This window comes from Phenylobacterium sp. (genome assembly GCF_035309685.1).
Lineage (GTDB): Bacteria > Pseudomonadota > Alphaproteobacteria > Caulobacterales > Caulobacteraceae > Phenylobacterium.
On record NZ_DATGEX010000012.1, the window covers coordinates 1 to 20908 of the forward strand.

21 protein-coding genes, 1 pseudogene and 1 riboswitch are annotated in these 20908 nt (G+C 67.6%); of the genes and pseudogenes, 12 read left to right on the forward strand and 10 right to left on the reverse strand.

What is annotated here, in order from left to right:
- The 6 genes and pseudogenes from VKQ35_RS02440 to VKQ35_RS02465 form a co-directional block, all read left to right on the forward strand.
- A pseudogene (locus tag VKQ35_RS02440) lies at positions 1-811 on the forward strand (chromosome segregation protein SMC); the annotation flags it as partial.
- Between the two features lie 239 nt (positions 812-1050).
- Positions 1051-1419, forward strand: coding sequence for an AtpZ/AtpI family protein (locus VKQ35_RS02445; protein WP_324358461.1), 369 nt, complete (start codon positions 1051-1053; stop codon positions 1417-1419).
- Between the two features lie 8 nt (positions 1420-1427).
- Positions 1428-2255, forward strand: coding sequence for a F0F1 ATP synthase subunit A (locus VKQ35_RS02450; protein WP_324358462.1), 828 nt, complete (start codon positions 1428-1430; stop codon positions 2253-2255).
- Between the two features lie 30 nt (positions 2256-2285).
- A complete protein-coding gene (locus tag VKQ35_RS02455; RefSeq protein WP_324358463.1) occupies positions 2286-2537 on the forward strand; it encodes a F0F1 ATP synthase subunit C in 252 nt (83 codons plus the stop codon).
- Between the two features lie 27 nt (positions 2538-2564).
- Positions 2565-3092 carry a hypothetical protein gene (locus VKQ35_RS02460; RefSeq protein WP_324358464.1) on the forward strand — a complete coding sequence of 176 codons (528 nt, stop codon included), beginning with the start codon at positions 2565-2567 and terminating at the stop codon, positions 3090-3092.
- A 3-nt stretch (positions 3093-3095) separates the two neighbouring features.
- A complete protein-coding gene (locus VKQ35_RS02465; RefSeq protein WP_324358465.1) occupies positions 3096-3587 on the forward strand; it encodes an ATP F0F1 synthase subunit B in 492 nt (163 codons plus the stop codon).
- A gap of 81 nt (positions 3588-3668) precedes the next feature.
- On the opposite strand, the gene VKQ35_RS02470 is transcribed toward VKQ35_RS02465, so the two are convergent.
- The 5 genes from VKQ35_RS02470 to gcvT form a co-directional block, all read right to left on the reverse strand.
- Positions 3669-4082, reverse strand: a complete 414-nt coding sequence (locus VKQ35_RS02470; protein ID WP_324358466.1) for a hypothetical protein — start codon at positions 4080-4082, stop codon at positions 3669-3671.
- A gap of 225 nt (positions 4083-4307) precedes the next feature.
- Positions 4308-5876 carry an aminomethyl-transferring glycine dehydrogenase subunit GcvPB gene (gcvPB, locus tag VKQ35_RS02475; protein ID WP_324358467.1) on the reverse strand — a complete coding sequence of 523 codons (1569 nt, stop codon included), beginning with the start codon at positions 5874-5876 and terminating at the stop codon, positions 4308-4310.
- Positions 5876-7210, reverse strand: coding sequence for an aminomethyl-transferring glycine dehydrogenase subunit GcvPA (gene gcvPA, locus VKQ35_RS02480; protein WP_324358468.1), 1335 nt, complete (start codon positions 7208-7210; stop codon positions 5876-5878). The genes gcvPB and gcvPA overlap by 1 nt, the downstream gene beginning before the upstream one ends.
- 205 nt (positions 7211-7415) lie before the next feature.
- A complete protein-coding gene (gene gcvH / locus VKQ35_RS02485; RefSeq protein ID WP_324358469.1) occupies positions 7416-7781 on the reverse strand; it encodes a glycine cleavage system protein GcvH in 366 nt (121 codons plus the stop codon).
- Between the two features lie 161 nt (positions 7782-7942).
- On the reverse strand, positions 7943-9088 hold the full coding sequence (gcvT, locus tag VKQ35_RS02490) for a glycine cleavage system aminomethyltransferase GcvT (RefSeq protein WP_324358470.1): 1146 nt from the start codon (positions 9086-9088) through the stop codon (positions 7943-7945).
- Between the two features lie 174 nt (positions 9089-9262).
- Positions 9263-9369, reverse strand: a riboswitch (glycine riboswitch).
- A 133-nt stretch (positions 9370-9502) separates the two neighbouring features.
- Here gcvT and VKQ35_RS02495 point away from each other — a divergent pair.
- Positions 9503-10114 (forward strand): DUF6338 family protein, encoded by a 612-nt coding sequence (locus VKQ35_RS02495; protein ID WP_324358471.1) that lies wholly within the window; start codon positions 9503-9505, stop codon positions 10112-10114.
- 585 nt (positions 10115-10699) lie between these two features.
- On the opposite strand, the gene VKQ35_RS02500 is transcribed toward VKQ35_RS02495, so the two are convergent.
- From VKQ35_RS02500 to VKQ35_RS02515, 4 genes are all read right to left on the reverse strand, one after another.
- Positions 10700-11272: a hypothetical protein gene (locus VKQ35_RS02500; RefSeq protein ID WP_324358472.1), complete on the reverse strand. Its 573-nt coding sequence runs from the start codon at positions 11270-11272 to the stop codon at positions 10700-10702.
- Between the two features lie 980 nt (positions 11273-12252).
- Positions 12253-13164: a hypothetical protein gene (locus VKQ35_RS02505; protein ID WP_324358473.1), complete on the reverse strand. Its 912-nt coding sequence runs from the start codon at positions 13162-13164 to the stop codon at positions 12253-12255.
- A 177-nt stretch (positions 13165-13341) separates the two neighbouring features.
- A complete protein-coding gene (locus tag VKQ35_RS02510; RefSeq protein ID WP_324358474.1) occupies positions 13342-13737 on the reverse strand; it encodes an energy transducer TonB in 396 nt (131 codons plus the stop codon).
- Between the two features lie 332 nt (positions 13738-14069).
- Positions 14070-14843: a hypothetical protein gene (locus VKQ35_RS02515; RefSeq protein WP_324358475.1), complete on the reverse strand. Its 774-nt coding sequence runs from the start codon at positions 14841-14843 to the stop codon at positions 14070-14072.
- A 414-nt stretch (positions 14844-15257) separates the two neighbouring features.
- On the opposite strand from VKQ35_RS02515, the gene VKQ35_RS02520 reads away from it, so the two are divergent.
- The 5 genes from VKQ35_RS02520 (at position 15258) to VKQ35_RS02540 (ending at position 19745) form a co-directional block, all read left to right on the forward strand.
- A complete protein-coding gene (locus VKQ35_RS02520; RefSeq protein WP_324358476.1) occupies positions 15258-16196 on the forward strand; it encodes a PEPxxWA-CTERM sorting domain-containing protein in 939 nt (312 codons plus the stop codon).
- Positions 16197-16534: 338 nt separating this feature from the next.
- Positions 16535-17248, forward strand: a complete 714-nt coding sequence (locus tag VKQ35_RS02525) for a hypothetical protein (RefSeq protein WP_324358477.1) — start codon at positions 16535-16537, stop codon at positions 17246-17248.
- Between the two features lie 121 nt (positions 17249-17369).
- Entirely contained in the window at positions 17370-17855 is a 486-nt protein-coding gene (locus tag VKQ35_RS02530; protein ID WP_324358478.1) for a DUF3617 domain-containing protein, read from the forward strand.
- A gap of 80 nt (positions 17856-17935) precedes the next feature.
- On the forward strand, positions 17936-18901 hold the full coding sequence (locus VKQ35_RS02535; protein WP_324358479.1) for a TraB/GumN family protein: 966 nt from the start codon (positions 17936-17938) through the stop codon (positions 18899-18901).
- 94 nt (positions 18902-18995) lie between these two features.
- Positions 18996-19745, forward strand: coding sequence for a DoxX family membrane protein (locus VKQ35_RS02540; RefSeq protein WP_324358480.1), 750 nt, complete (start codon positions 18996-18998; stop codon positions 19743-19745).
- Here VKQ35_RS02540 and VKQ35_RS02545 read toward each other — a convergent pair.
- Positions 19729-20862 (reverse strand): hypothetical protein, encoded by a 1134-nt coding sequence (locus VKQ35_RS02545; protein WP_324358481.1) that lies wholly within the window; start codon positions 20860-20862, stop codon positions 19729-19731. The genes VKQ35_RS02540 and VKQ35_RS02545 overlap by 17 nt on opposite strands.
- Between the last annotated feature and the right edge of the window lie 46 nt (positions 20863-20908).

Sequence of the window (20908 nt, forward strand, 5' to 3'; positions counted from 1 at the left end):
GGAGGAAAACCATCGGCTCCAGCTGGAGCTGACCGAGGCGGCCGGATTCCGCCGGAGCCTGATCGACCGGGTGGAAACCGAGTGGCGGAAGCCGCTGAGCGAGCTGCTCGAGACGGCGCCGCTGCTCGATCTCGACCTCGAGACGCTCGAGTCCGAGGCCGGGCGGATCGTGTCGTCGCTGGAGGCGATCGGGCCCGTGAACCCGCTGGCGGTCGAGGAGCACGCCGACGAGATCAAGCGGCTCGAGTTCCTCACGGGCCAGCGGGACGATCTCGTGAGCGCGCGCCAGTCGCTCATCCAGGCCATCCGGGAAATCGACGGGACCGCGCGGGCCATGTTCCTCGAGACCTTCGAGGCCGTGAAGGCGAACTTCCACACCGTCTTCCAGACGCTCTTCGGCGGCGGCGAGTGCGATCTCCGGCTGGCGAGCCCGGACGAGCCCCTCGACAGCGAGATCGAGATCCTCGCCGCGCCCCGGGGCAAGCGCATCCAGCATGTCCGGCTCCTCTCGATGGGCGAGCGGACGCTGGTGGCGACGTCGCTGCTGTTCGGCATCTACCTGACCAAGCCGAGCCCCTTCTGCCTCATGGACGAGGTGGACGCGCCGCTCGACGACGCCAACGTCGACCGCTTCTGCAACATGCTCGACGAGATGCGACGGCGCACCGAGACCCGCTTCATCGCCATCACCCACAACCCGGTGACCATGGCGCGCATGGACCGCCTCTTCGGCGTGACCATGGCCGAGCGCGGCGTCTCCCAGCTGGTCAGCGTGGACCTGCATCAGGCCGAGGCCATGGCCGCCCAATAGTGCTCGGCCGCGGGCCACCTCGAATCCTGGAGATGCCGGCGGCCGGTGAGGGGCGTGGTCTGCGGCTGGACGCCCCAGCTAAACCGGCTGACGATCTGGAGAAGAAATAATCTCACAAAAACATGGAGTTATGGGCTGTTCGGCCAGCCTTGACGCGCCGCAGCACGGTCTATAGGTTCCGCGCGACCTAAAAGCCCCCGCCGTGGCGGCGACGTCGCGGTCTAGAGGCCTTCCGACGTATGCCACACCCCAGCGATCTCCCGGCCAAAGACCTGCCGGACGAGGCCCTCAAAAGCCTCGATCAACGCTTGGGAGCGGCGGAGGCGGCGCAAACCCGCAAGGTGAGTCCCGATACTCACGCGGCCATGGCGCAGGGTTACCGCTTCGTGGGGGAAGTGGTTGGTGGGGTGCTCGGCGGCGTCGGCCTTGGCTGGCTCTTGGATCACTTCGCGCATACCCAGCCCTGGGGCGTGGTCGGCGGTCTGCTGATCGGCACAGGGTTTTCGATCTTCACCGCGGTCAACGCCGCGGCGCGGGCGAACAAAATTGCATTGGACCGTCAGGCGCCTGCCGCGCCGAGCGTTCCGGACGACGAGGACGAGGACTAAGGCCGCCCATGGCGAACCAACCCGCCATCGACCCGATGGAGCAGTTTGCGATCCACAAGATCGTGGACCTGCCGACCTTCCATGTCGGCAAGCTAGCCATCGACATGTCGATCACCAATTCGGTGGCCACCATGATCGCCGGGGCCCTGCTGCTGGTGATCTTCTTGGCGACCACCGCGCGGCGCGAGATCGTGCCGAACCGGGGCCAGGCGGTCGTCGAGGCGCTCTACAACATCATCGACCGCGTGCTGGTCGGCCCGATCCTGGGGCCCGAGGGCCGGCCCTATGTGCCCTATCTCTTCACCCTCTTCATGGTCATCCTGACGCTCAATCTGATGAGCGTGGTGCTGGCGGTGGGCAATATCGCCGGCCTGTCGCTGACCTTCGCGGTGACCTCTCAGCTGGCGGTGACCGCCACGCTGGCGGTGCTCACCTTCTTCAGCGTCTTCATCCTGGGCTTCGTGAAGCATGGGCCGAAGTTCGTCACCCTGTTCGCACCCTCCGGCATGCCCAAGTTCATGCTGATCTTCATGATCCCGATCGAGATGCTGTCCTACTTCGTGCGGCCGGTGACGCTGGCCATGCGACTGTTCGGCAACATGCTGGGCGGTCACGTGGTGATGAGCCTGTTCGGCTCCTTCGTCGTGGCGCTGGCCATCGTGGGCCTCTCCGGCGGCCTGGCGTCGCTGGCCTTCATTCCCAGCGTGCTCTCCTTCACGATGATCGTGGCGCTGACCGGCCTCGAACTGGTCGTCGCGATCCTGCAGGCCTTCGTCTTCGCGGCGCTGGCCACGGTCTATCTCAACGAGGTCGTGAACTTCGGTCACGGCCACTAATCCAAACCGACTTCTACAGAGGACTACCCCATGAATCCCGTCGCTTCCGTCGTCGACTTCCACACCTCCGCCAAGCTCATCGGCGCCGGCCTCGCCGCCATGGGCATGATCGGCGCCGGTGTCGGCCTGGGCGTGCTGTTCGGCAACTACCTGCAAGCCGCCATCCGCAACCCGGCGGGCGCCGCCAGCCAGCAGACCATGCTGTTCCTCGGCATGGCGCTGACCGAAACCATGGGCCTGTTCGCCTTCGTGGTCTCGCTGATCATCCTCTTCGGCTCCTAAGCCGCGTCCATAAGAGACTGATCGCCGATGGCGACCCCGACCCAAGAAAGCACGGCCGAGCCTGCGAAATCCGCCGGCCTGCCGCAGTTCGACCTCCAATGGTGGCCAGGCCAGATCGTCTGGTTCCTGATCATCTTCATCGCCATGCTGGTGTTCATCCGGCTGTTCGCGGCGCCGCGGGTCGGCGGCACGATCGATGCGCGTGAGGACAAGATCAGCGGCGACATCGCTGACGCGCGCCGTCTGAAGGACGAGGCTGAGGCCCAGGCCCAGGCCGCCGCCGCCGAGACCGCCCAGGCCCGCGCCGCGGCCCAGCGCGTCGCCGCCGAGGCCCGCGCCAAGGCCCAGGCCGAGGTCGCCGCCAAGCTCGCGGCGGAAGAAGCCAAGCTCGCCGAACAGGCCGCCGTCGCCGAGGCCCGCATCTCCAAGGCGCGTGACGCGGCGATGGCCAATGTCGCTGGCATCGCCAGCGAAACGGCAGGCCTCATCGTCGGCAAGCTGACTGGCAAGACGGCGACGCCCGCCGAGCTGGCCAGCGCGGCCAAGGGGGCCTGACCGATGGAACTGTTCACCGAAGCCCACTTCTGGGTCGGCGTCGCCTTCATCGTCTTCCTGGCCATCCTGGTCTTTGCGGGCGTGCACAAGTTCGCGTGGAAGGCCCTGGGCGACGCGGGCGAAAAGGTCCGCGGCCAGCTCGACGAAGCCAACCGCCTTCGCGAGGAAGCTCAGGCTCTGCTGGCCCGCATCCAGGCCGACCGCGAAGCCTCCGAGAAGCTCTCGGCCGAGATCCTGGCCAATGCACAGGAGCAGGCCAAGCGGATGCAGGTCGAGGCCCAGGAACGCCTGGCCGAACAGATCGAACGCCGCGGCCAGCTGGCCGAGCGCCGGATCGCCACGGCCGAAGCGCAGGCCACCGCCGAGGTGAAGGCGGCGGCCGGGGAGCTCGCCGCGCAGATGGCCGAACAGGTGCTCACCGCCCGCATCGCTGGCGCCAAGTCCGATCCGCTGATCGACGGCGGCATCGGCGAGCTGGCCGGCAAGCTGCAGTAGCTTTCAGCCGTCGCCTCGAACCCAAATGAAAAGGCCCCGGGATCGCTCCCGGGGCCTTTTCCAGATTCTGGAACTGAGCGGCTAGACGGCTTGACGCCGGAAGCGGCGCTTCAGCGCGCGGCGGCCCTTGACCGCGAAGCGCACGCGGCGGGGGAGGACCAGGCGCTCGACGCGCAGATATTGCTGCCAGAACACCTGGACGATCTCCGGCTCGCGGCGCATCAGGCGGCGGATCGGAAAGACCATGTTCGGGTGCGCCCGCTGCATTTGCACGAAGCGGCGCTTGGCGCTGAACGAGTTGCGCAGCACAATCATCAGCCCGACGACCATCAGCGGCAGGCCCAGGTGCCCGGGCAGCGCCACCAACGGCAGCCCGACCAGCATGATCACCAGACCCAGCGCGATCAGCAGCCAACGCGCCACGCGAGCGGCTAGCTCGCGGGCAAACTCGTCGGAGGCGCGGTAGACGCGCAAGGAAGGCATGGCGAACGTCACGGGTGTCTAACCTGGGAGCGCGCGCACGACTCAAGAGGAGGTCGAACCGCCGCTGCGCAAACCTGATATGCGAACGCACCTTTGAATCGTAAAGGCGCCGGCCCGGTTAAATTTCACTCAGAATCTCTATTCGGACGCGGATGGCGCCGGAGACACACCTGCGATGCATCCTCGACACGAACGCTTCGCTCGTGACGCGAAATACCCTTCCGCGAACGGAAGCTTCTACTCCGCCGCCACTGAGACGTCGTGCTCCGGGCGCCACGTTAGCTTCGGCTTGCGGGCCGCCAGGGTCTCGTCGAGCCGGCTCAACGGCGCCAGGTACGGCGCGCCGGTGAAGCGCTCCACATCGCCGGCCTTCGCCGCGCGGGCCAGCGCCAGCAGGGCGTCGCAGAAGCGGTCGAGCTCACGCTTGGACTCGGTCTCGGTGGGCTCGATCAGCATCGCGCCGTGCACAACCAGCGGGAAGTACATGGTCATCGGGTGGAAGCCCTCGTCGATCATGGCCTTGGCGAAGTCCAGCGTGGTGACGCCGGTCCCCTCCAGCCAGCGGTCGTCGAACAGGGCCTCGTGCATGCAGGGCCCGTCCGGGAAGGCTGGCGTCATCTCGGCGGCGAGCACGGCCTTGATGTAGTTGGCGTTCAGCACGGCGTCCTCGGCCACCTGGCGCAGGCCGTCGGCGCCGTGGCTGCGCATGTAGGCGTAGGCGCGGACGAACATGCCCATTTGCCCTTGGAAGGCGCACATCCGGCCGAAGGTCCGGGCGGCCTCGTCGCGGGCTTCCTCGACCAGTTCCAGGCCGTCCGCGCCGTGGACCAGCCAGGGCGTGGGGGCGAAGGGGGCGAGGGCCTGCGAGAGGACCACGGGGCCGGCGCCTGGGCCGCCGCCGCCGTGCGGGGTGGAGAAGGTCTTGTGGAGGTTGATGTGCATGGCGTCGACGCCGAGGTCGCCGGGGCGAACGCGGCCGACGATGGCGTTGAAGTTGGCTCCGTCGCAATAGAAGTACGCCCCGTGCGCGTGCGATATGCGCGCGATCTCGATCACCTCGCGCTCGAAGAGGCCGCAGGTGTTGGGGTTGGTGACCATGATGGCGGCGACGTCGGGGCCGAGCTTGGCTTCCAGGTCGGCGAGGTCGACGCGGCCGTCGGCGGTCTGGGCGATCTCCTCGACGGAGTAGCCGACGAAGGCGGCGGTGGCGGGGTTGGTGCCGTGGGCGGAGGTCGGCACCAGGACCCGGCGGCGGTGGCCGTTTCCGGCGGCCTCGTGGGCGGCCTTGATGCAGAGCAGGCCGCAGAGCTCGCCGTGGGCGCCGGCCTTGGGGGTCAGCGCCACGGCGGGCATGCCGGTCAGCGTCTTCAGCCAGTGGGCCAGGCGGTCCATCAGTTCGAGGGCGCCCTGGGCGGTCGAGACCGGCTGCAGCGGGTGCAGGTCGGCGAAGCCCGGCAGGCGGGCCATCTTCTCGTTGAGGCGCGGGTTGTGCTTCATGGTGCACGAGCCCAGCGGATAGAGCGCCAGGTCGATGGCGTGGTTCTTCTGGGAGAGGCGCACGTAGTGGCGGAGCGTCTCGGGCTCAGAGAGGCCGGGGATGCCGATCGGGGCGGTGCGCACCAGATCGCCGAGATCGGAGGCGTCGTGGTCGGCCGGATCGAAGTCGACGCCGGTCTTGTCCCAGCCGCCGAGTTCGAAGATCAGCGGCTCGTCCTGCAAGAGGCCGCGGGCGCCGGTGAGCGAGGCGTGGCCTTCGGTCGAAGAGGTTCCGGGCGCGGTGGGGCGGCCCACATTGTTCATGGCCATCAGCCGAGCCTCCCCTTGAGGGCCGCAGACAGGGCCGCGATATCCGCCGAGGTGGTGGTCTCGGTGACGGCGAGCAGGAGGACGTCGTCGAGGCCGGCTTCGGGCGCCAGGCGCGAGTAGGGGACGCCGGCGACGATGCCATCCTGCAGCAAGGCTTCGACGGTCGCCGAAGCGTTCGGGACGCGCACCGCGATCTCGTTGAAGTAGCGCGGGGTCAGCACCTCGCAGACGCCGCTCAGCGCGCCGACCAGTTCGCGGGCGCGGCTGTGGCTGAGCGCCGCCATCTGGCGCAGACCCACTTCGCCCAGCAGCGAAAGATGGATGGTGAAGGCGAGCGCGCAGAGGCCGGAGTTGGTGCAGATGTTGCTGGTCGCCTTCTCGCGGCGGATGTGCTGCTCGCGGGTTGAGAGGGTCAGGACGTAGCCGCGGCGGCCCTGGGCGTCGAGGGTCTCGCCGCAGAGGCGCCCCGGCATCTGGCGCACCAGCTTCTCGCGGCAGGCGAACAGGCCGACGTAGGGGCCGCCGTAGTTCAGGCCGACCCCGATCGACTGGCCCTCGGCGACGGCGATGTCGGCGCCCATTTCACCTGGCGATTTCAGGAGGCCGAAGCTGACGGCTTCCGTGGTGACGACGATCAGCAGGGCGCCGGCGGCGTGCGCCGCTTCGGCGATCTTGGTCACGTCGGTGACCACGCCGAAGATGTTGGGGGTCTGGACGACGACGCAGGCTGTCTCCGCGTCGATGGCGGCGATCACCGCGGCCTCGGCGTCGATGGCGGCCGCCTGGCGGACGATGGTCATGCCCTCGGCATGGGCGATGGTCTGGGTGACGGCGGCGTAGTGCGGGTGCAGGCCGCCCGACAGGATGGCCTTCTCGCGGCGGGTGACCCGCTGGCTCATCATCACCGCTTCGGCGGTGGCCGTGGAGCCGTCGTACATGGACGCATTGGCCACATCCATGCCGGTCAGCGCCGCCACCTGGGTCTGGAATTCGAAAAGGACCTGCAGCGTCCCCTGGGCGATCTCCGGCTGGTAGGGCGTGTAGCTGGTGAGGAACTCGCTGCGCTGGATGATGTGGTCGACGCTGGCCGGCACATGGTGGCGATAGGCCCCGGCGCCGCAGAAGAACGGCCCTTCACCGGCAGGCCGGTTGCGGGCCGCAAGCGCGCCCAGCTCCCGCTCGACTTCGAGTTCGCCGGCGCGTTTGGGGAGGTCGAAGAGGTCCTTCTTCCGCGCGGCGGCGGGGACGTCGGCGAACAGGGCGTCGATGTCGGGCGCCCCGATCACGCCCAGCATCTGGGCGCGGTCATCGGGGGTCAGGGGCAGGTAGCGCATGGGCGATCCAAAAGAAGAAAGAGGGGAACCACGGAAAACACGGAAAGAGCACGGAAAGAGAAGAGGCGAAGATCAACGGCCGCAGGTGACTTCATTGCGCGCTTCGCGCGCGATTCAACCTGGCTGAGGCGATCGGGATTCTCCCCCTCTTTCCGTGCTCTTTCCGTGTTTTCCGTGGTTCAATTTTCTTGTGTCTGCGCGGCGCTCAAAGCGTCTGCAGGTAGGCTTCGTAGGCGTGGCGGTCCATGAGGGCTTCGACTTCGGCCGGGTTGGCGAGTTTGACCTTGGCGAACCAGCCGGCGGCTTCGGGGGCGGCGTTGACGGTCTCGGGCGCGTCGCCGAGCGCGGCGTTGGCCTCGACCACTTCGCCGCTGATCGGGGCGTAGACGTCGGAGGCGGCCTTGACGCTCTCGACCACCGCGAAGCCGTCGCCGGCCTTGACGGTCTTGCCGACGTCGGGGGTCTCGACGAACACCACGTCGCCCAGCTGTTCGGCGGCGTAGGCGGTGATGCCGACGGTCGCGACATCGCCGTCGACCTCGACCCACTCGTGATCCTTCGTGAAGCGCATGCAGTCTCTCCTAGGAAAGGGCGTGGGCGCCGCAGGCGCCGTTGGATTGAACCGCGGAGATCGCGGAGATTCGCAGAGAGTGGCGGCGGCGCCCTCCGCGTATCTCCGCGGTCTCCGCGGTTTGGAATGGCTGCGCTGACGCGCGAACGGGGCTCATCGGGTCACACCTTCCGCACGTAGCGGTGGGGGACGAAGGGGGATTTGACGACTTCGGCGCGTTGGGGTTTGCCGCGGACGATGACGTTGAGCTGGGCGCCGACGTCGGCATGGGCGGGCGGGACGAAGCCGAGGGCGACGCCGCCTTTCAGGACCGGCGAATAGCCGCCGGAGGTGACGACGCCGATGACCTTGCCGGCGGCGTCGGCGATTTCGGCGCCCTCGCGGGCCGGGGCGCCTTCCAGCACCTTCAGCGCCACGCATTTGCGGGGCGGGCCCTCGGCCAGCTCCTTGACGATGCGGGCGGCGCCCGGGAAATCGCGCTGTTCGCGGCGGTTCTTGTTGATGGCGAAGGTGAGGCCCGCCTCGACCGGGGAGACGGTCTCGTCCAGGTCGTGGCCGTAGAGCGGCAGGCCCGCTTCGAGCCGCAGGGAGTCGCGGGCGCCCAGGCCAATGGCCCGCACCCTGGGGTCGGAGAGCAGCTTGATCCAGACGTCGTCGGCCGCGTCGCCCGGGATCGAGATCTCGTAGCCGTCCTCGCCGGTGTAGCCCGAGCGCGAGACGATCAGGTCGACGCCAAACGCGGTCATCAGGCGCACGTCCATGAAGGCGAGGTCCGCGGCCCCAGGCGCATAGTGCTGGAAGACCGCGGCGGCTTCCGGCCCCTGGATGGCGATCAGCGCCCGGTCCTCCAGCCGTTCGATGGCGACCTGCGGGCCGAGCTCGTCGGCGATGACCTTGAAGTCGTTTTCCTTGCAGGCGCCGTTGACCACCACGAAGAGGCCGTCGTCGCCGGTCCCGTCGATGGTGACGGGCCGGCTCGCCATCAGGTCGTCGATGATCCCGCCGGCGCGGTTCAGCAGGAGCGAATACTTCTGGCGGCCGGGCTGGAGGTTGATGAAGTCGCCGGGGACCAGCTCCTCGAAGGCGGCGAGCGGATTGACGCCGCGCAGGCGCGCCTGGCCCATGTGGGAGACGTCGAAGAGGCCGGCGTGCTCGCGCGTCCAGAGGTGCTCCTTCAGCACGCCGTCGGGATACTGCACCGGCATCTCGTAGCCCGCGAAGGGGACCATCCGCGCGCCGGCGGCGATGTGCGCGGCGTGCAGCGGGGTGGTCTTGAGCGGGGTGTCGGTGGGCGGGCTGTTGGCCACGGGAGGACTCCGGCTGACGATGGGGCGAGCCGCCGGGGGCAAACCCCTGGCATCCCGCGCCCCCGCTGTCCTTGGGCCTGAGAGATTTCGGACGCCCGGTGGTCTGGGGGTCCCCTGCTCCTTCGGCGTCCGCCTACGCTCTCACGAGCTTCGGAGGATCTTTCCAGCGTGCATCAGCCCATCGCGGTCCGTTTGCCTGAGCGTTTCCGGGGCGGTTGCGCCTTCGGCTCCGGGGTGCGTCCGATGGTCAGGACGGTCCCGATCTCTCCCGCGAGAGTCGAGGGGGAGGAGTGGGGGATGAGGGCGGGGGAGTCAAGGTTGGGGGTGGGCTGCGTCACGCATGCTCCGACTCGCCGTATAATGACTCAATCTCACTCGATCGAGATCAGCCACTGATCGACTGCCTGAGGCGACATGGACGAGTTCCTAAAACCCGAGACAATCAAGTTGCTTTCTCAAGCTGTGTTGCCGGGTGTCGTGATTGTCTATGTGCGAGGGCAACTGCTGCCCAACAGAAGGCTCGAACTGAAGGATGCGATCGTAGGCTACGTTGCCCTGTCTGTTTTGTATCAAGCGTTGCTGGGGCTTGCCGCCGAGGTGCCGTGGCCGATGCCGGGCGTGGTCCCGGCACCGATTTTCTCCATCTCCATCAGCATGATCTTCCCGGCACTGCTTGGCCTTTGGCTCGGGCTGGACGGTAGCTTTGGCTGGAGCCGTTTGGCACTTCAACGCTTGGGCATTCATCTAAGTCACCCGGTTAACACTGCATGGGACTGGCGCTTTTCGGCATGTGAGGAGTGTTGGATCATGGCGACGTTGAAGGACGGCACGAGATGGCAAGGCCATCTGAGCCCGAACTCGTTCACGTCCACCGATCCTACTGAGCGCGACATCTTCATCGAGCAGGTTTATAATTTGGAGGACGACAATACTTGGACGGCCAAGGGGAGCAGCGTCTTGATTGCTCAAGGGGAAATTCAAACGCTGGAGTTTTGGCCCCTAAAATCCGTGGCTTCTTCGAGCTAGTAGAGCACGGGATTGGGAGCACTACGATGGTTGCGAATGGAACGCGAGGCGGCCCTAAATCGCCCCATGGTCTACAAGGGGGAATGCAGCCGCGATTGATCGTTGAAGGCAACCAGCCGCGTGCGGCTAAGCCAACGACGTCGACAAGCAAGTCGCCGGCAACTTCGACGCCGCCGAACCAAGGCAGTGGCGGAAAAAAGTAGACCTATTCAACTCGAAAGAAGGAACGGTCGATGGCTCAAGGTGAGAAATCCACGCCCCTGATGGCTTTCGATGGGAGACAACCCCGAGCCAAGGCTTCGGATCAGCTAGGGCGGCAACCGAAGCCGGTGACAGCCACGGCTGGACCACCGCCGAACCAGGGCAGCGGCGGAAAGAAGTAGGATTACAAGATGACCAAACCTTTGATTCCTTCAAACATTCAACGAGGCGCACAGCCGACGCCGGCGCGTAGTCCTCAGGCCGGAAATCAGCCAACCACCGGTCAAGGAGGCTCCAATCCGGGACCTCCTCCCAATCAGGGAAGTGGTGGCAAGAAGTAGTTCCGAGCTGGGTGTCGCTGGACATCCGGTCTTGGGCGCGTAGCTAGGCTGCTGTCGCTCCGGCCTCAGCGCTAAGTACGGCCGCTAATGCCGCTGCTTCCGTTCCGATTCGAACTAGTCGGTCTCGGATGCTGCGTCTGAAGTTCTCGTCGCCGAACGCTCCGCCAGCTCTATTCATATCGAAGTTATGATCATCGATGACCCTGCGGAATGCGATCCATCGAGGCATGACTGCACCCGGCAGAAGGGCCATCAGTTCCACGTCATCCGCAACCGCGTCGATTCCTAAAGCCACCTTCGCCCTGATCGCATCATTTACGGTGGAGTTCGCGGCGATGACGACCGTGATCGTCCCTTCGGCCTGGCGCGCTCTTGAGCCCACTCGTCGGCAGCACTCGGCCAAAATCGAGCAAAGGTAGCGCCGTTTTCGATCATCGGCAGCTTGTTCGCGCTGGGCGGATGCCTCGATTGGAAGCCTAGCCGCTCGCAGCACCACTGCGGCAGTGCCAAGCGCCGCGAGAATTGCCAAGATACCTGAGATAAGAGTCTGAAAATCATAGGCCCAACTCAGTGCCGTCGAGCAGTAGTGTGCGGCAGAAGTTGATCCAGCCACCATTCAAACCCCTCTGAGAATGCCTAGCCCAGTCGGAGTCGCACAGGGCCGACATTTGGAGCAATCGGTTTCCAGGGTAAGGCGTCCACGAGCTGCTGAATGAGCTCCGCCGCCAAGGTGATGTTGCCATCAGTAAGCTCAAGCCGACCCGCTGCGGGATGCCCGTTACGAACCACACGGAACGTAAATGTCGTACCGTCGACGTGGCCGACCGAGCTAACAAAGTCAGACCACAGGATGCCGTTCGCGGTTTCATCTGCCGTGAGGGCGAGCGATATTGGTGGCCGATTGCGAGCGTCCGTCATCCAGCGTGCTCGGGAACTGGCGTGGGCAACTGAGTCTCGTAGGCCATTGAGATCAGGAAATGCGGCGAGGAGTTGGTGCCGAGCGTCCAAAGCGGCGTCGCTCTTCGTGACAGATTCGACGTGAAGCAATGCCTCTCTGATTTGGTCCAAAGCGATAACTCCCGCTTTGGCGTGGAATAGCTGGCGCTCTTGCCAGTAGCGAGGCCTCAGACCGAAGTCTGCCGGTAGAGGAAAACCCTCACCGGGACCGACCTTCTTGCTTGCTTCGTAAGATAGTGCGGTCTCGACGCGAGACGCCTCGACGAGCGCGGCGAACGCTTCCTCCACGCCGTCTACGGCAATCGCGAACTGCCTCAGGGAGCGACAAGCGTGCGCCAATGCCTCGTCGGCTCCGGAGCCTGCAGGCACGCCATCGAGAAGGTGGCCGGACGCGAAGATCAATGGGACCCGCATGGCGAGACGATATCCCGGCCAAGCGTCAGTGCCCTAGGCCAGTCTGAGCCTTAACTCCATGGCGGCCAGTTTGCCTTGGGCCCTCGGCTTCTCAAGGAGCGGCCGAAGGCCGCCCGCTTCGCGGCGCGCCAGGGGCGCGTCCTTGACAAGCCGAGGGCCCAAGGCTCGTTTCAACCATGGGGTTTAAGGCGGGGTGTGTCCCCTGTGGGGGATGAGCTCGTGCCGTTAGTTGGCCAACGTATCGAGGCCTGCGGTGACCAGCTTTTCGAACTTGGCCACCGCACCATCGAGCTTTTGATGTTGAGAGGCGTCACACGCGATGGCCTGGCACCCGGCCTCTCCTGCGCGCCAAATGCCGTGCTCAAGGATGGCGCGAGACCTCGTGATCGCAATCGCCTCAAGCCGAGGACCACTCGCGATCAGCGCGCGGCCGACCGGGCCCTCGAAGTAGACAAGCAACTGCCGCAACTGCTCGTCCGAATAGGTCTTGGCGTCAAACCGGACCGTCGCGGTCATCATGTTGGTGACATAGGCGGGGTCGTCGGTCTTGAGCATCGCCGCGACCTGCGTCGCCGCCTCGCCGGCCCCACCAGGCTCGGCTTTCATCTCATTCACTGTCGCCGCGCCAGCCCGCTGTTGGCGGCGTATCCGCGCCTCGACGCCCTCTGCTTTCAGGAGCCGGTTGATCAACGCCAGCTTCTGAGGTGATGGCTTGGGGTCATCGCTCGCCTTGGCGTCAGGAGGACCCAGCATCAGTTCGAGCGCGAGCTGCGTGCTGCCTGCTGAATACGCCTTGCCCACGTCGCTATGGCGGAAGGCGATCATTTCGGCGATCTCGTCGGCGCTGTAGGTCTGAGCGAGTTCAGAAATCCGATCTTCCACGATCTCGGCTGTCAGGGTTTGGAGGCTGCCGTGGATGGCGGCGCGCACCTGTTCCTTCTGCGTGGGATCGGAAAGGCCAAGCGCGTCCTGGGATCGCCTCGCCAGTTCCGCCTCGAAGAGCATCATCCGCAGCGTCCAGGTCACGGGCCCTTTCTCTTCATCCATCACCCACTGTTCCGCCAGTTGGCGAACCCGTGGGACGTTGGCCGCCGGCGTCGCCTGCAATGCCATCGCCATGAAGATCGCGAGCGCCATTGTTCGTTCCCCCGACCCGACCCGACGCGAGCCGAGAGCACCATCGCGCGGAGCGTCGGCCTTCGCCAGCCTGAGACTTAGCCCCATGGCCGGGGCCCAAGGCCCCCATCCACCGTGGAGTTTACGGCGGGGTGTGTCCCTGTGGGGACGCGCCGGAGACGGGCTACGCTTCCGCGCCTATGGCGGTATGAAGCGGATGGGGATTCGCACCGTGCCGCCTTCGACCGAGGCGCCGTCGGGTTTCGTCAGCTTCATCCGGAACAGTGGGACAAGACTGAGCGACGCCTGCCCGAAGCCCCAGCCCGTGGGCGTCTCGCTCTGGATCCTGCAATCCTTCAGGCGACCGTCGGCCGCGACCGTACAGAACAGGATCGTCGCGCCTGAAATGTCCCGGTTCATGGCGGCCGGGGGCGCGGCGCGGGCCATGTCCATGGGACCGGGTTTCGCCGTCCACCCGGGAAAGCTCGGGCCGGCCAGGGTTGGCGTGTCCGCCGCGGCGGGCGCGTCTTGCCCGTGCGCCGCGGTTGCGACGACTGCGATGGCAAGGGCGGCGGAGATGAGCTTCGAAGTCATGCGGGAGCGCCTTGAGCGGAAGGCCGAAGAGGCTTGATGGCCAGGTCCTGAGCCTTAACTCCGTGACCCAGGGCTCGTTTCAACCCTGGGGTTTAAGGCGGGGTGTGTCCCGTGTGCGGACTCCCGGTCCGCTCCTCTCCCAGGCGCAGCAGCGCCGTGGGAGAGGTTGGGAGAGGGTGGCGCTGTGGACCGGGTTGCGCTCCGGTTGGATCCGTCTGCCGGTGGGGTGCGATCGGGTCCAAGGTTTCGGCTGGGCTGGGCGTCGGCGCCGCCCTCTCCCGGCCTCTCCCACGATGCTGCGCATCTGGGAGAGGGGCTTTCCGATGGGAGTGTCAGCGGCCTCGCGGATATTCGATCCGGACACGCCCGATGGCGACGACAATGCCCGTGCCGCCGAAATTGATGGTCTGCCAGAGCTGTCCGTCGGGGGCGCGGTAGAAGGTGCGGCAGGTTTCGGCGCCGCCTTCCTCGCTCACGCAGACGAGGTCGCCGCGGATGTCGTAGGTCCCCTGGCGTGGGACGAACTTGCCGGATTGGCTGTAGCCGCCGTCCGGCGTGAACTGGTCGGCGAGACCGCCGCCGAAGGCGCCTTCGCGGATGATGATCTGGGTGGAAAACAGCGCCCTGACCTCCCCCTCCGACAACCGGGTCAGAGCGGGCGGCCCGTGCTCGGCGACCGCCGCCGCTGAGCCGCCGGGGACAGGCGAGCAGGACCCCATGAAGGACCGGTCATAGGGGCCTCGGGCCATGCCGATCTGGCCTGCGGCCTCACCTTCGAAGCTCCGGGCGGCGAGGTCGAAGACGATGTGCTCCGCCGAGATGAGGGGCGCGCGTGCGGGGACGAGGAGCGGGTCGCGCAGGCAGTGGTGATCCGCTTCGAGTTCGCCGCACCGGTACTGGCGATGGTGGTCGTCCGGCGCGGTCATGACGCGGCACTCGCCGCCGACACAGAGGGTCTTGCGGTCGCCCCGCAGGACGAATTCGTTGGTCAGAAGGTCGGCCGTCGGGGTGACGCGGCAGAGCCAGTCGTCGGCCCGATCCGGGGCGGCGAGAGCCGGGCCTGCGAAGACCGTGGCGGCGAAGAGGGCTGCGATGGCGGCGCGCATGGGTGGAGTTTGAGGCGGCAGGGCTAAGGGTCCGCTAAGGCAAGACAATGTTCTGCTTCCGTTCTCGATTTTCGCGCGGGTTTGTGCGAGGATTTCGGCAGCGTGCGGGTTTGCGTCCTGTGCGCCTCCCCTTCCCCCTCCTCCGCTCGTCCCGGCTTTGGCTGCGTCGCGCCGCCCTACGGGTCGCCGGGATGAGCGGAGGATTAGGTCCAGGGCCCAAGGCTGCAGGAGCGCCCAACGCGCGATGACGCGCAAGCTCCCGGCCGGCGCGATCTGTTCGCCTTTGAGGCGAATTGACTGGCATGCGGACGGAAATGGTCCGAAAGCTTTGCCGTAGTTAACCAAACCTCCAGTCGGGGTTGGGCTCGGCTCACGTCCGGATCAGTCGCCGGTCAGACAGAAAGCCATCTGAGGATGAGTAAGCGTTCGATTTCGCAGTTCGCCGGCGCGGCGCTCGCCGTGACGCTGGGCGGGGGTCTGGCGACATCGGCCACCGCCGCGACCGAGCTGCCGCTGGGCGCGGCGGCCAACTTCACGGTCCTCTATACGGGCACGGGCGGCCACAACCTCAGCATCAGCAACGACATCATTACAGGCGCCATCGGCGTCGGGGGCACGGGCAAGGTGCAGTTCAGCGGGCCCGGGACGATCGGCGGCGCGCTGGACTTTTCCGCCGCCAACAGCGGCCAGTATCACAACACCAACGCCAGCAATGTCGGCCCCACGTCGGTGAACTACAGTGACGCGGCGGTCGCCACGGCGCTGACCGATATCGGCGCCCTGTCGACGGCGCTGACCGGGGGGAACAACATAGCGTTCACCAACGCCGGCGAGACCATCAATGAGAGCGCGGGCAAGGCGGAAACCGTCGACGGCGTCAGCGTCCGGGTCTTCAACGTCACCAGCTACAGCGCCAACGACAACTCGGTGCTGGACATCGTCGGCGACGGCAGCGGCGCGCCGGTGGTCTTCGACTTCTCGTTCAACTCCAATGTGAACCTCGGCGGCACCGTGAAGTTCACCGGGACCGGCCTGACAAACGGCGACCAGGTGCTCTGGAACTTCAAGTCGAGCGGCAAGCAAGTCAGCCTGAACAACAACAAACAGACCTTCATCGGCGCCATCGTGGCCATGGCCGACACCATCCAGATGGACAGCGTGAACCTGCAGGGCCGCGTCTATGGGGGCGGATCGGGCGACTTGCACATCGTGTCCGGCGCGAACGTATTTTATCCCGAGTACGGCGCGGGCGGCGGCGTCCCGGAGCCGGCTTCCTGGGCGCTCATGATCCTGGGCTTCGGCAGCGTTGGCCAGAGGCTGCGCAGCCGCCGCTCGGCTCCCGCCACCACCTGACCGTCACGGCAGAGGCGAGGACAACTCGCTTCCACTGATGTTCTTCGTTTGTTCTTGATCTCCGCGCGCGTTTGTGCGAGGGTTTTGGCAGCGTGCGGGTTTGCGCCCGAAGCGCGCCCTTTCCCCTCCTCCGCTCGTCCCGGCGAAAGCCGGGATCCATAGAGCGCGTCGGCGTCGTTCGGCGCGATGCGGACTCGGCTTGGGTCCCGGCTTGCGCCGGGATGAGCGGGTTGGGGTTCGCTCCTATTCCCTTCTTGTGAGGTCTTGCCATGCCTGCAAAGGAGCCGCGCGCGCGGGCGTGTCCGGATGGCCCCAAGTGGACGCGGGTGAAGGCGAGCGTGCCTTGGTCCGACGCGGTGGCCGAGGCGATCCTGGCGCGGGTGGCGGGCGGCGAGATGCTGTACGCGGTGTGCCGCGAGGAAGGGATGCCGACGGCGCAGAGCGTGGGGCGGTGGGCGCGCGACAATCCCGACTTCGGCGAGGCCCTGATGGCGGCGCGCGTGACGGGCGGGCGGCCGGCGCGCGGCGGGGGCGGGGTCTGGACCTATTGCGAAGAGACGGCGCGGGCGGTGTACGACCGGCTGTGCGCGGGCGAGAGCATGACCTCGATCTGCGCGGACCCGACCATGCCGTGCCACTCGACGATCTTCTACTGGCGGCGCGCCTTTCCGGACTTCGCCGAGACGGTGCGGACGGCGCGCGAGATCCAGGCGGAGCGGTTCTGCGAGATGGGCTGGGACCTGGCGAGCTCGGCGACCCCCAAGACGGCGTACCTGACGCAGGTGCGGCTTGGGCAGCTGCGCTGGATGGCCGGGGCGATGGCGCCCAAGGCCTACCGGCAGAAGCTCAGCGAGCCGGAGAAGCCGCGCGAGGTCCAGACGATCCTGTTCCGGCATTTCGAGGTGCAGGTGGACCCGGAAACCGGCAAGCGGAAGGTCGTGGCCTTCTGCCCCAACCCGCTGACCGGAGAGGTGGAGCGGGAGGACACGCCGGGCTGGCGGGCGCCGCCGGGGATGCTGCCGCTGCCGGGCGGGCGGAAGGATGGGGAGTGAGGCGCGAGCGCGTCCGCCACGGCCAAGCTCGCGCACCGGGCGAGACCGGTTGCTCCGGCGGCTGGGCGTGACAGGATGGCCCACGTCCGGTCGGGGGTTAGGTGATCGGAGGTCTAAGACGATGCGCCAGGTCGTTGTTGCGAGCCTGCTGGCGGCGGGTGTGGCGGGCGCGGGCGCTCTTGGCGCCGGTGTGGGCGGCGCCGCGGCCCAGGCGCCGCCGCAGTCCATCCAGCCCGGCATGTGGGAGGAGACCCGCAAGCTCACCATCCTCGAGAGCCCGATGATGTCGCCGCAGATGATGGAGGCCATGCGGCGCCGGCCGCCGGTCACCTCGCGCCGCTGCATCACCGCCGCCGAGGTGGCGGACGGGATGAAGCAGATCATGAACAAGGACTTCCACTGTCCGTCCGACATCCATATCGGGGCCGGCGGCGGGTTCGACGCGACCGCGGTCTGCCACGACGAGGACGGGACAGCGAAGTTCCACTTCCACGGCGCCTATACGCCGACGTCGTTCAAGGTGAGCGGCGACGGGGAGGCGGCCGGCAAGATGACCATGAAGGTCCACAGCGAGATGACGGGGCGCCTGGTCGGGCCTTGCCGGTGAGGTGAGGGACGCTTAAGCGCGCTGGACAAGCCGGCGGCGGCGGGGGATGGCTCTAGGCGCTGGGGAGCGCGGAGAGGCGGATGCCGCTGTGGTTTAGGGCTGTGCTGCTGGCGGGGCTCGCCACGTTGCTGATGGGCGCCCCATCGGCGCCGTCCGCGGCGCCGCCGTCCGGGCCGGTGGCCGATCCCGAGGGCGCCATCGTCTCGGAGCTGGTGGTGCAGGCCAAGGAGCCGGGGCCGGCCTGGTGGCGGGTGAGCGACAAGGACACGGTCGTCTACATCCTGGGGATGCCGGACGGGCCGGTGCCGCGCGGGGTGGCGTGGGACCGCTCGGTGCTGGAGCGGCGGCTGACCGGGGCCAATGCGGTGATCAAGGCGCCCGGCGTCAAGGCCAGCCTGCTGGACCTGCCGGCGGTGCTGCGGCTGCTGTCGAAAGTCAAATCGAAGACCCCGATGGAGGCTAGCCTGCCCCGGCCGCTGGCCGAGCGCTACGCGGCCGACGCCGCACGCGGCGGCAAGAAGGTGACGAGGTACGACGGGTGGCAGCCGCTGGTGGCCGGCGCCTTCATGCTGCAGGAGGCGAGAAGCGGCTGGGCGCCGCTGGACTCGCAGGTGAGCAGCGCCGTGCATCGCCATGGGCTCACGCTGAAGAGTTCGAAGCGCTACGCGGCCCTGCCGCTGGCGCAGGCGGCGATGGCCGGGATGACGCCGGCGGTGCAGCAGCAGTGCCTGGGCTGGGCGCTGGACGACGTGGAGGCGGGCGAGGCGCCGGCCAGGCGCGCGCTGGAGGGCTGGGCCAGGGGCGACGTGGCGACCGCGCTGACCGAGCCGCGCGGCTTCGACCGCTGCCTGCAGGTGCTGAGCGGCGGGGCGGAGCTGTGGAGCCGGATGAGCCAGGACGAGGCCGACGATATCGCCGCGGCGCTGGCGGCGGCGCCCGGGCATGCGGTGGCGGTGGTCGGCCTGCGCCGGCTCCTGGCCGAGAACGGGGTGATCGCGCGGCTGGAGGCCAAGGGGCTGCGGGTGCGCGGGCCCGGGGAGCCTTAGGCGCGAGCCCTGGGCGGGCAGCAAGAACGCCCAAGTCGGCGCTGGCCCTTTGGGTGCAGGCTGCGCGGCCTGGAAGCGTTTGGGGGTAAGCGGCATGACCTATGAGACGCGGATCGGGCGGTGGCTGTTGGCCGGCGCCTGCGTGGCGTTCGGCGTCCAGGGCCTGATGCTCTCCAAGTTCATCGTGGCGCTGCAGCCCATGCCGGCGGGGGGATTGCCGCCGTTGCCCTGGGCCTGGGTGGATGGCGGCGTGCTGATCGTCGCCGGATTGAGCCTGCTCGCCGACCGCACGGCGCGGGCCGCGGCGCTTGGGCTGGCGGCGCTGTTCGCGCTGACGGTGGTGGCGCTGCACGGGCCGCTGATGGTCGGACACCTGAAGGCGATCGCCGACGATTCCTTCCATGTCCTGGCGATCGCGTCCGGCGCGCTGGCGCTGGCGGCCAGCGTGGGGCGCACCGCCTGGTCGGACCGCGCCGCGCTCGTGGCGCGCCTGGTGTTCGGGGTCTGCACCATCGGGCATGGGGTGATGCACTTCGTGTTCTTCAAGTTCACCGCCGACTTCATCCCGGCCTGGATTCCCGCGCACGACTTCTTCGCAGCGGCGACCGGCGCGGCCCAGATCGCGGCGGGCCTAGCGATCCTGTCGGGCGTTCTGGGGCGCCTGGCGGCGATCCTGACCGCGGCGATGTACGCCAGCTGGTTTCCGATCGTGCACATCCCGCGGGTGATGGCGCACCCACAGACCACCCAGGAGTGGACGAGCCTGGGCATCGTCGCCGGACTGACGGCCAGCGCCCTGCTGGTCGCCGGCCTGTTTGCGATGAGGCCTAAGCCGTCCGCTTGATCTTCGGGACGAAGGCCAGGAAGCGGCGGGGGTTGTCGTACATGATCTTGTGCAGGTCCGCCTCGCCCACCCCGGCGGCCTTCAGCTTCGGCACGAAGACGGTCAGCGTCTTGGCGTAGCCCGCGCCGCCGTTCTTCTTCAGGTCGCGGGGGCTCGAGAAGTCCGAGGCGAACATCAGATGGTCGGCGTAGCCCTGGGCGATCAGCGAGGCGGCCATGGAGACCACCGGCGCGTCGCCGGCCCCGCCCTGGCGGTCGAAGCCGATGAAGGCGCCTCTACGGATGATGGCCCGCTGGATCTCGGTGTTGGGGTCGGCGAGGTTGCCCAGGTGGCCGATGACCACGTGCTTGGGATCGACGCCCGCGTCCTCCAGGATGTCGAGCTGCTCCAGGGCCGACTTCCCCGGGATGCCGGTGTGGGTGAAGATCGGGATGTTGGTGGCCTTGTGCACGCGGCCGATGGCGCGGAACACCTTGCGCTCGTCCTTGGTGATGTAGTCCCAGGAGCCGATCTCGCCCAGCGCGCCGGTGGGGTTGGCGCGCACCTGCTTCATCACTTCCTCGAAGACCCTGTCCTCGCTCCACGAGCCGATGTCGGCGGGATAGAAGGGCTGGGTGTAGAAGCCGGCGCTGGCGACGATCGGCAGGCCGGAGCGCTGGGAGATGCGGCGCAGGAACGCGACGTCGCGGCCCATGTCCGGATGGCCGGCGTCGACGATGCAGCCGATGCCCTCGCGCTTGGCGGCCTCCATCTCGCCGACCATCAGGCCTTCGTCGGCCATGAAGTTGGGTTCCGGAGTCGCCCCGGCGGCCGCGGCGGGAGGCCCGACGGGCCGGGCGGGCGTCCCGGGCGCACGGTTGGCCTCGCGGGTCTCGGCGGAATGGCGCAGCCAGTCGGTCATGAAACCGTCGCGCGTCGACATGTGCTCGTGGAACAGCGTCGCCCCGCCCGCCAGCTCGGACGGCGCGTAGTCCTTGAGGATGGTGCGGATCACCGCGCCCGGCGGAAACTGCGGCTCCGCGGCTTGCGCCGCCAGCGGAGCCGCCACGGCGGCGGCGCCGATCAGACCCAGCGCCTCGCGCCGGCTCGGGGCCGCGCCCCTAAGCTCTTGTCCCATGATCCCTCCCAGCGACGCTGCGCCTTATCGTTGGCGCAGCATCGGC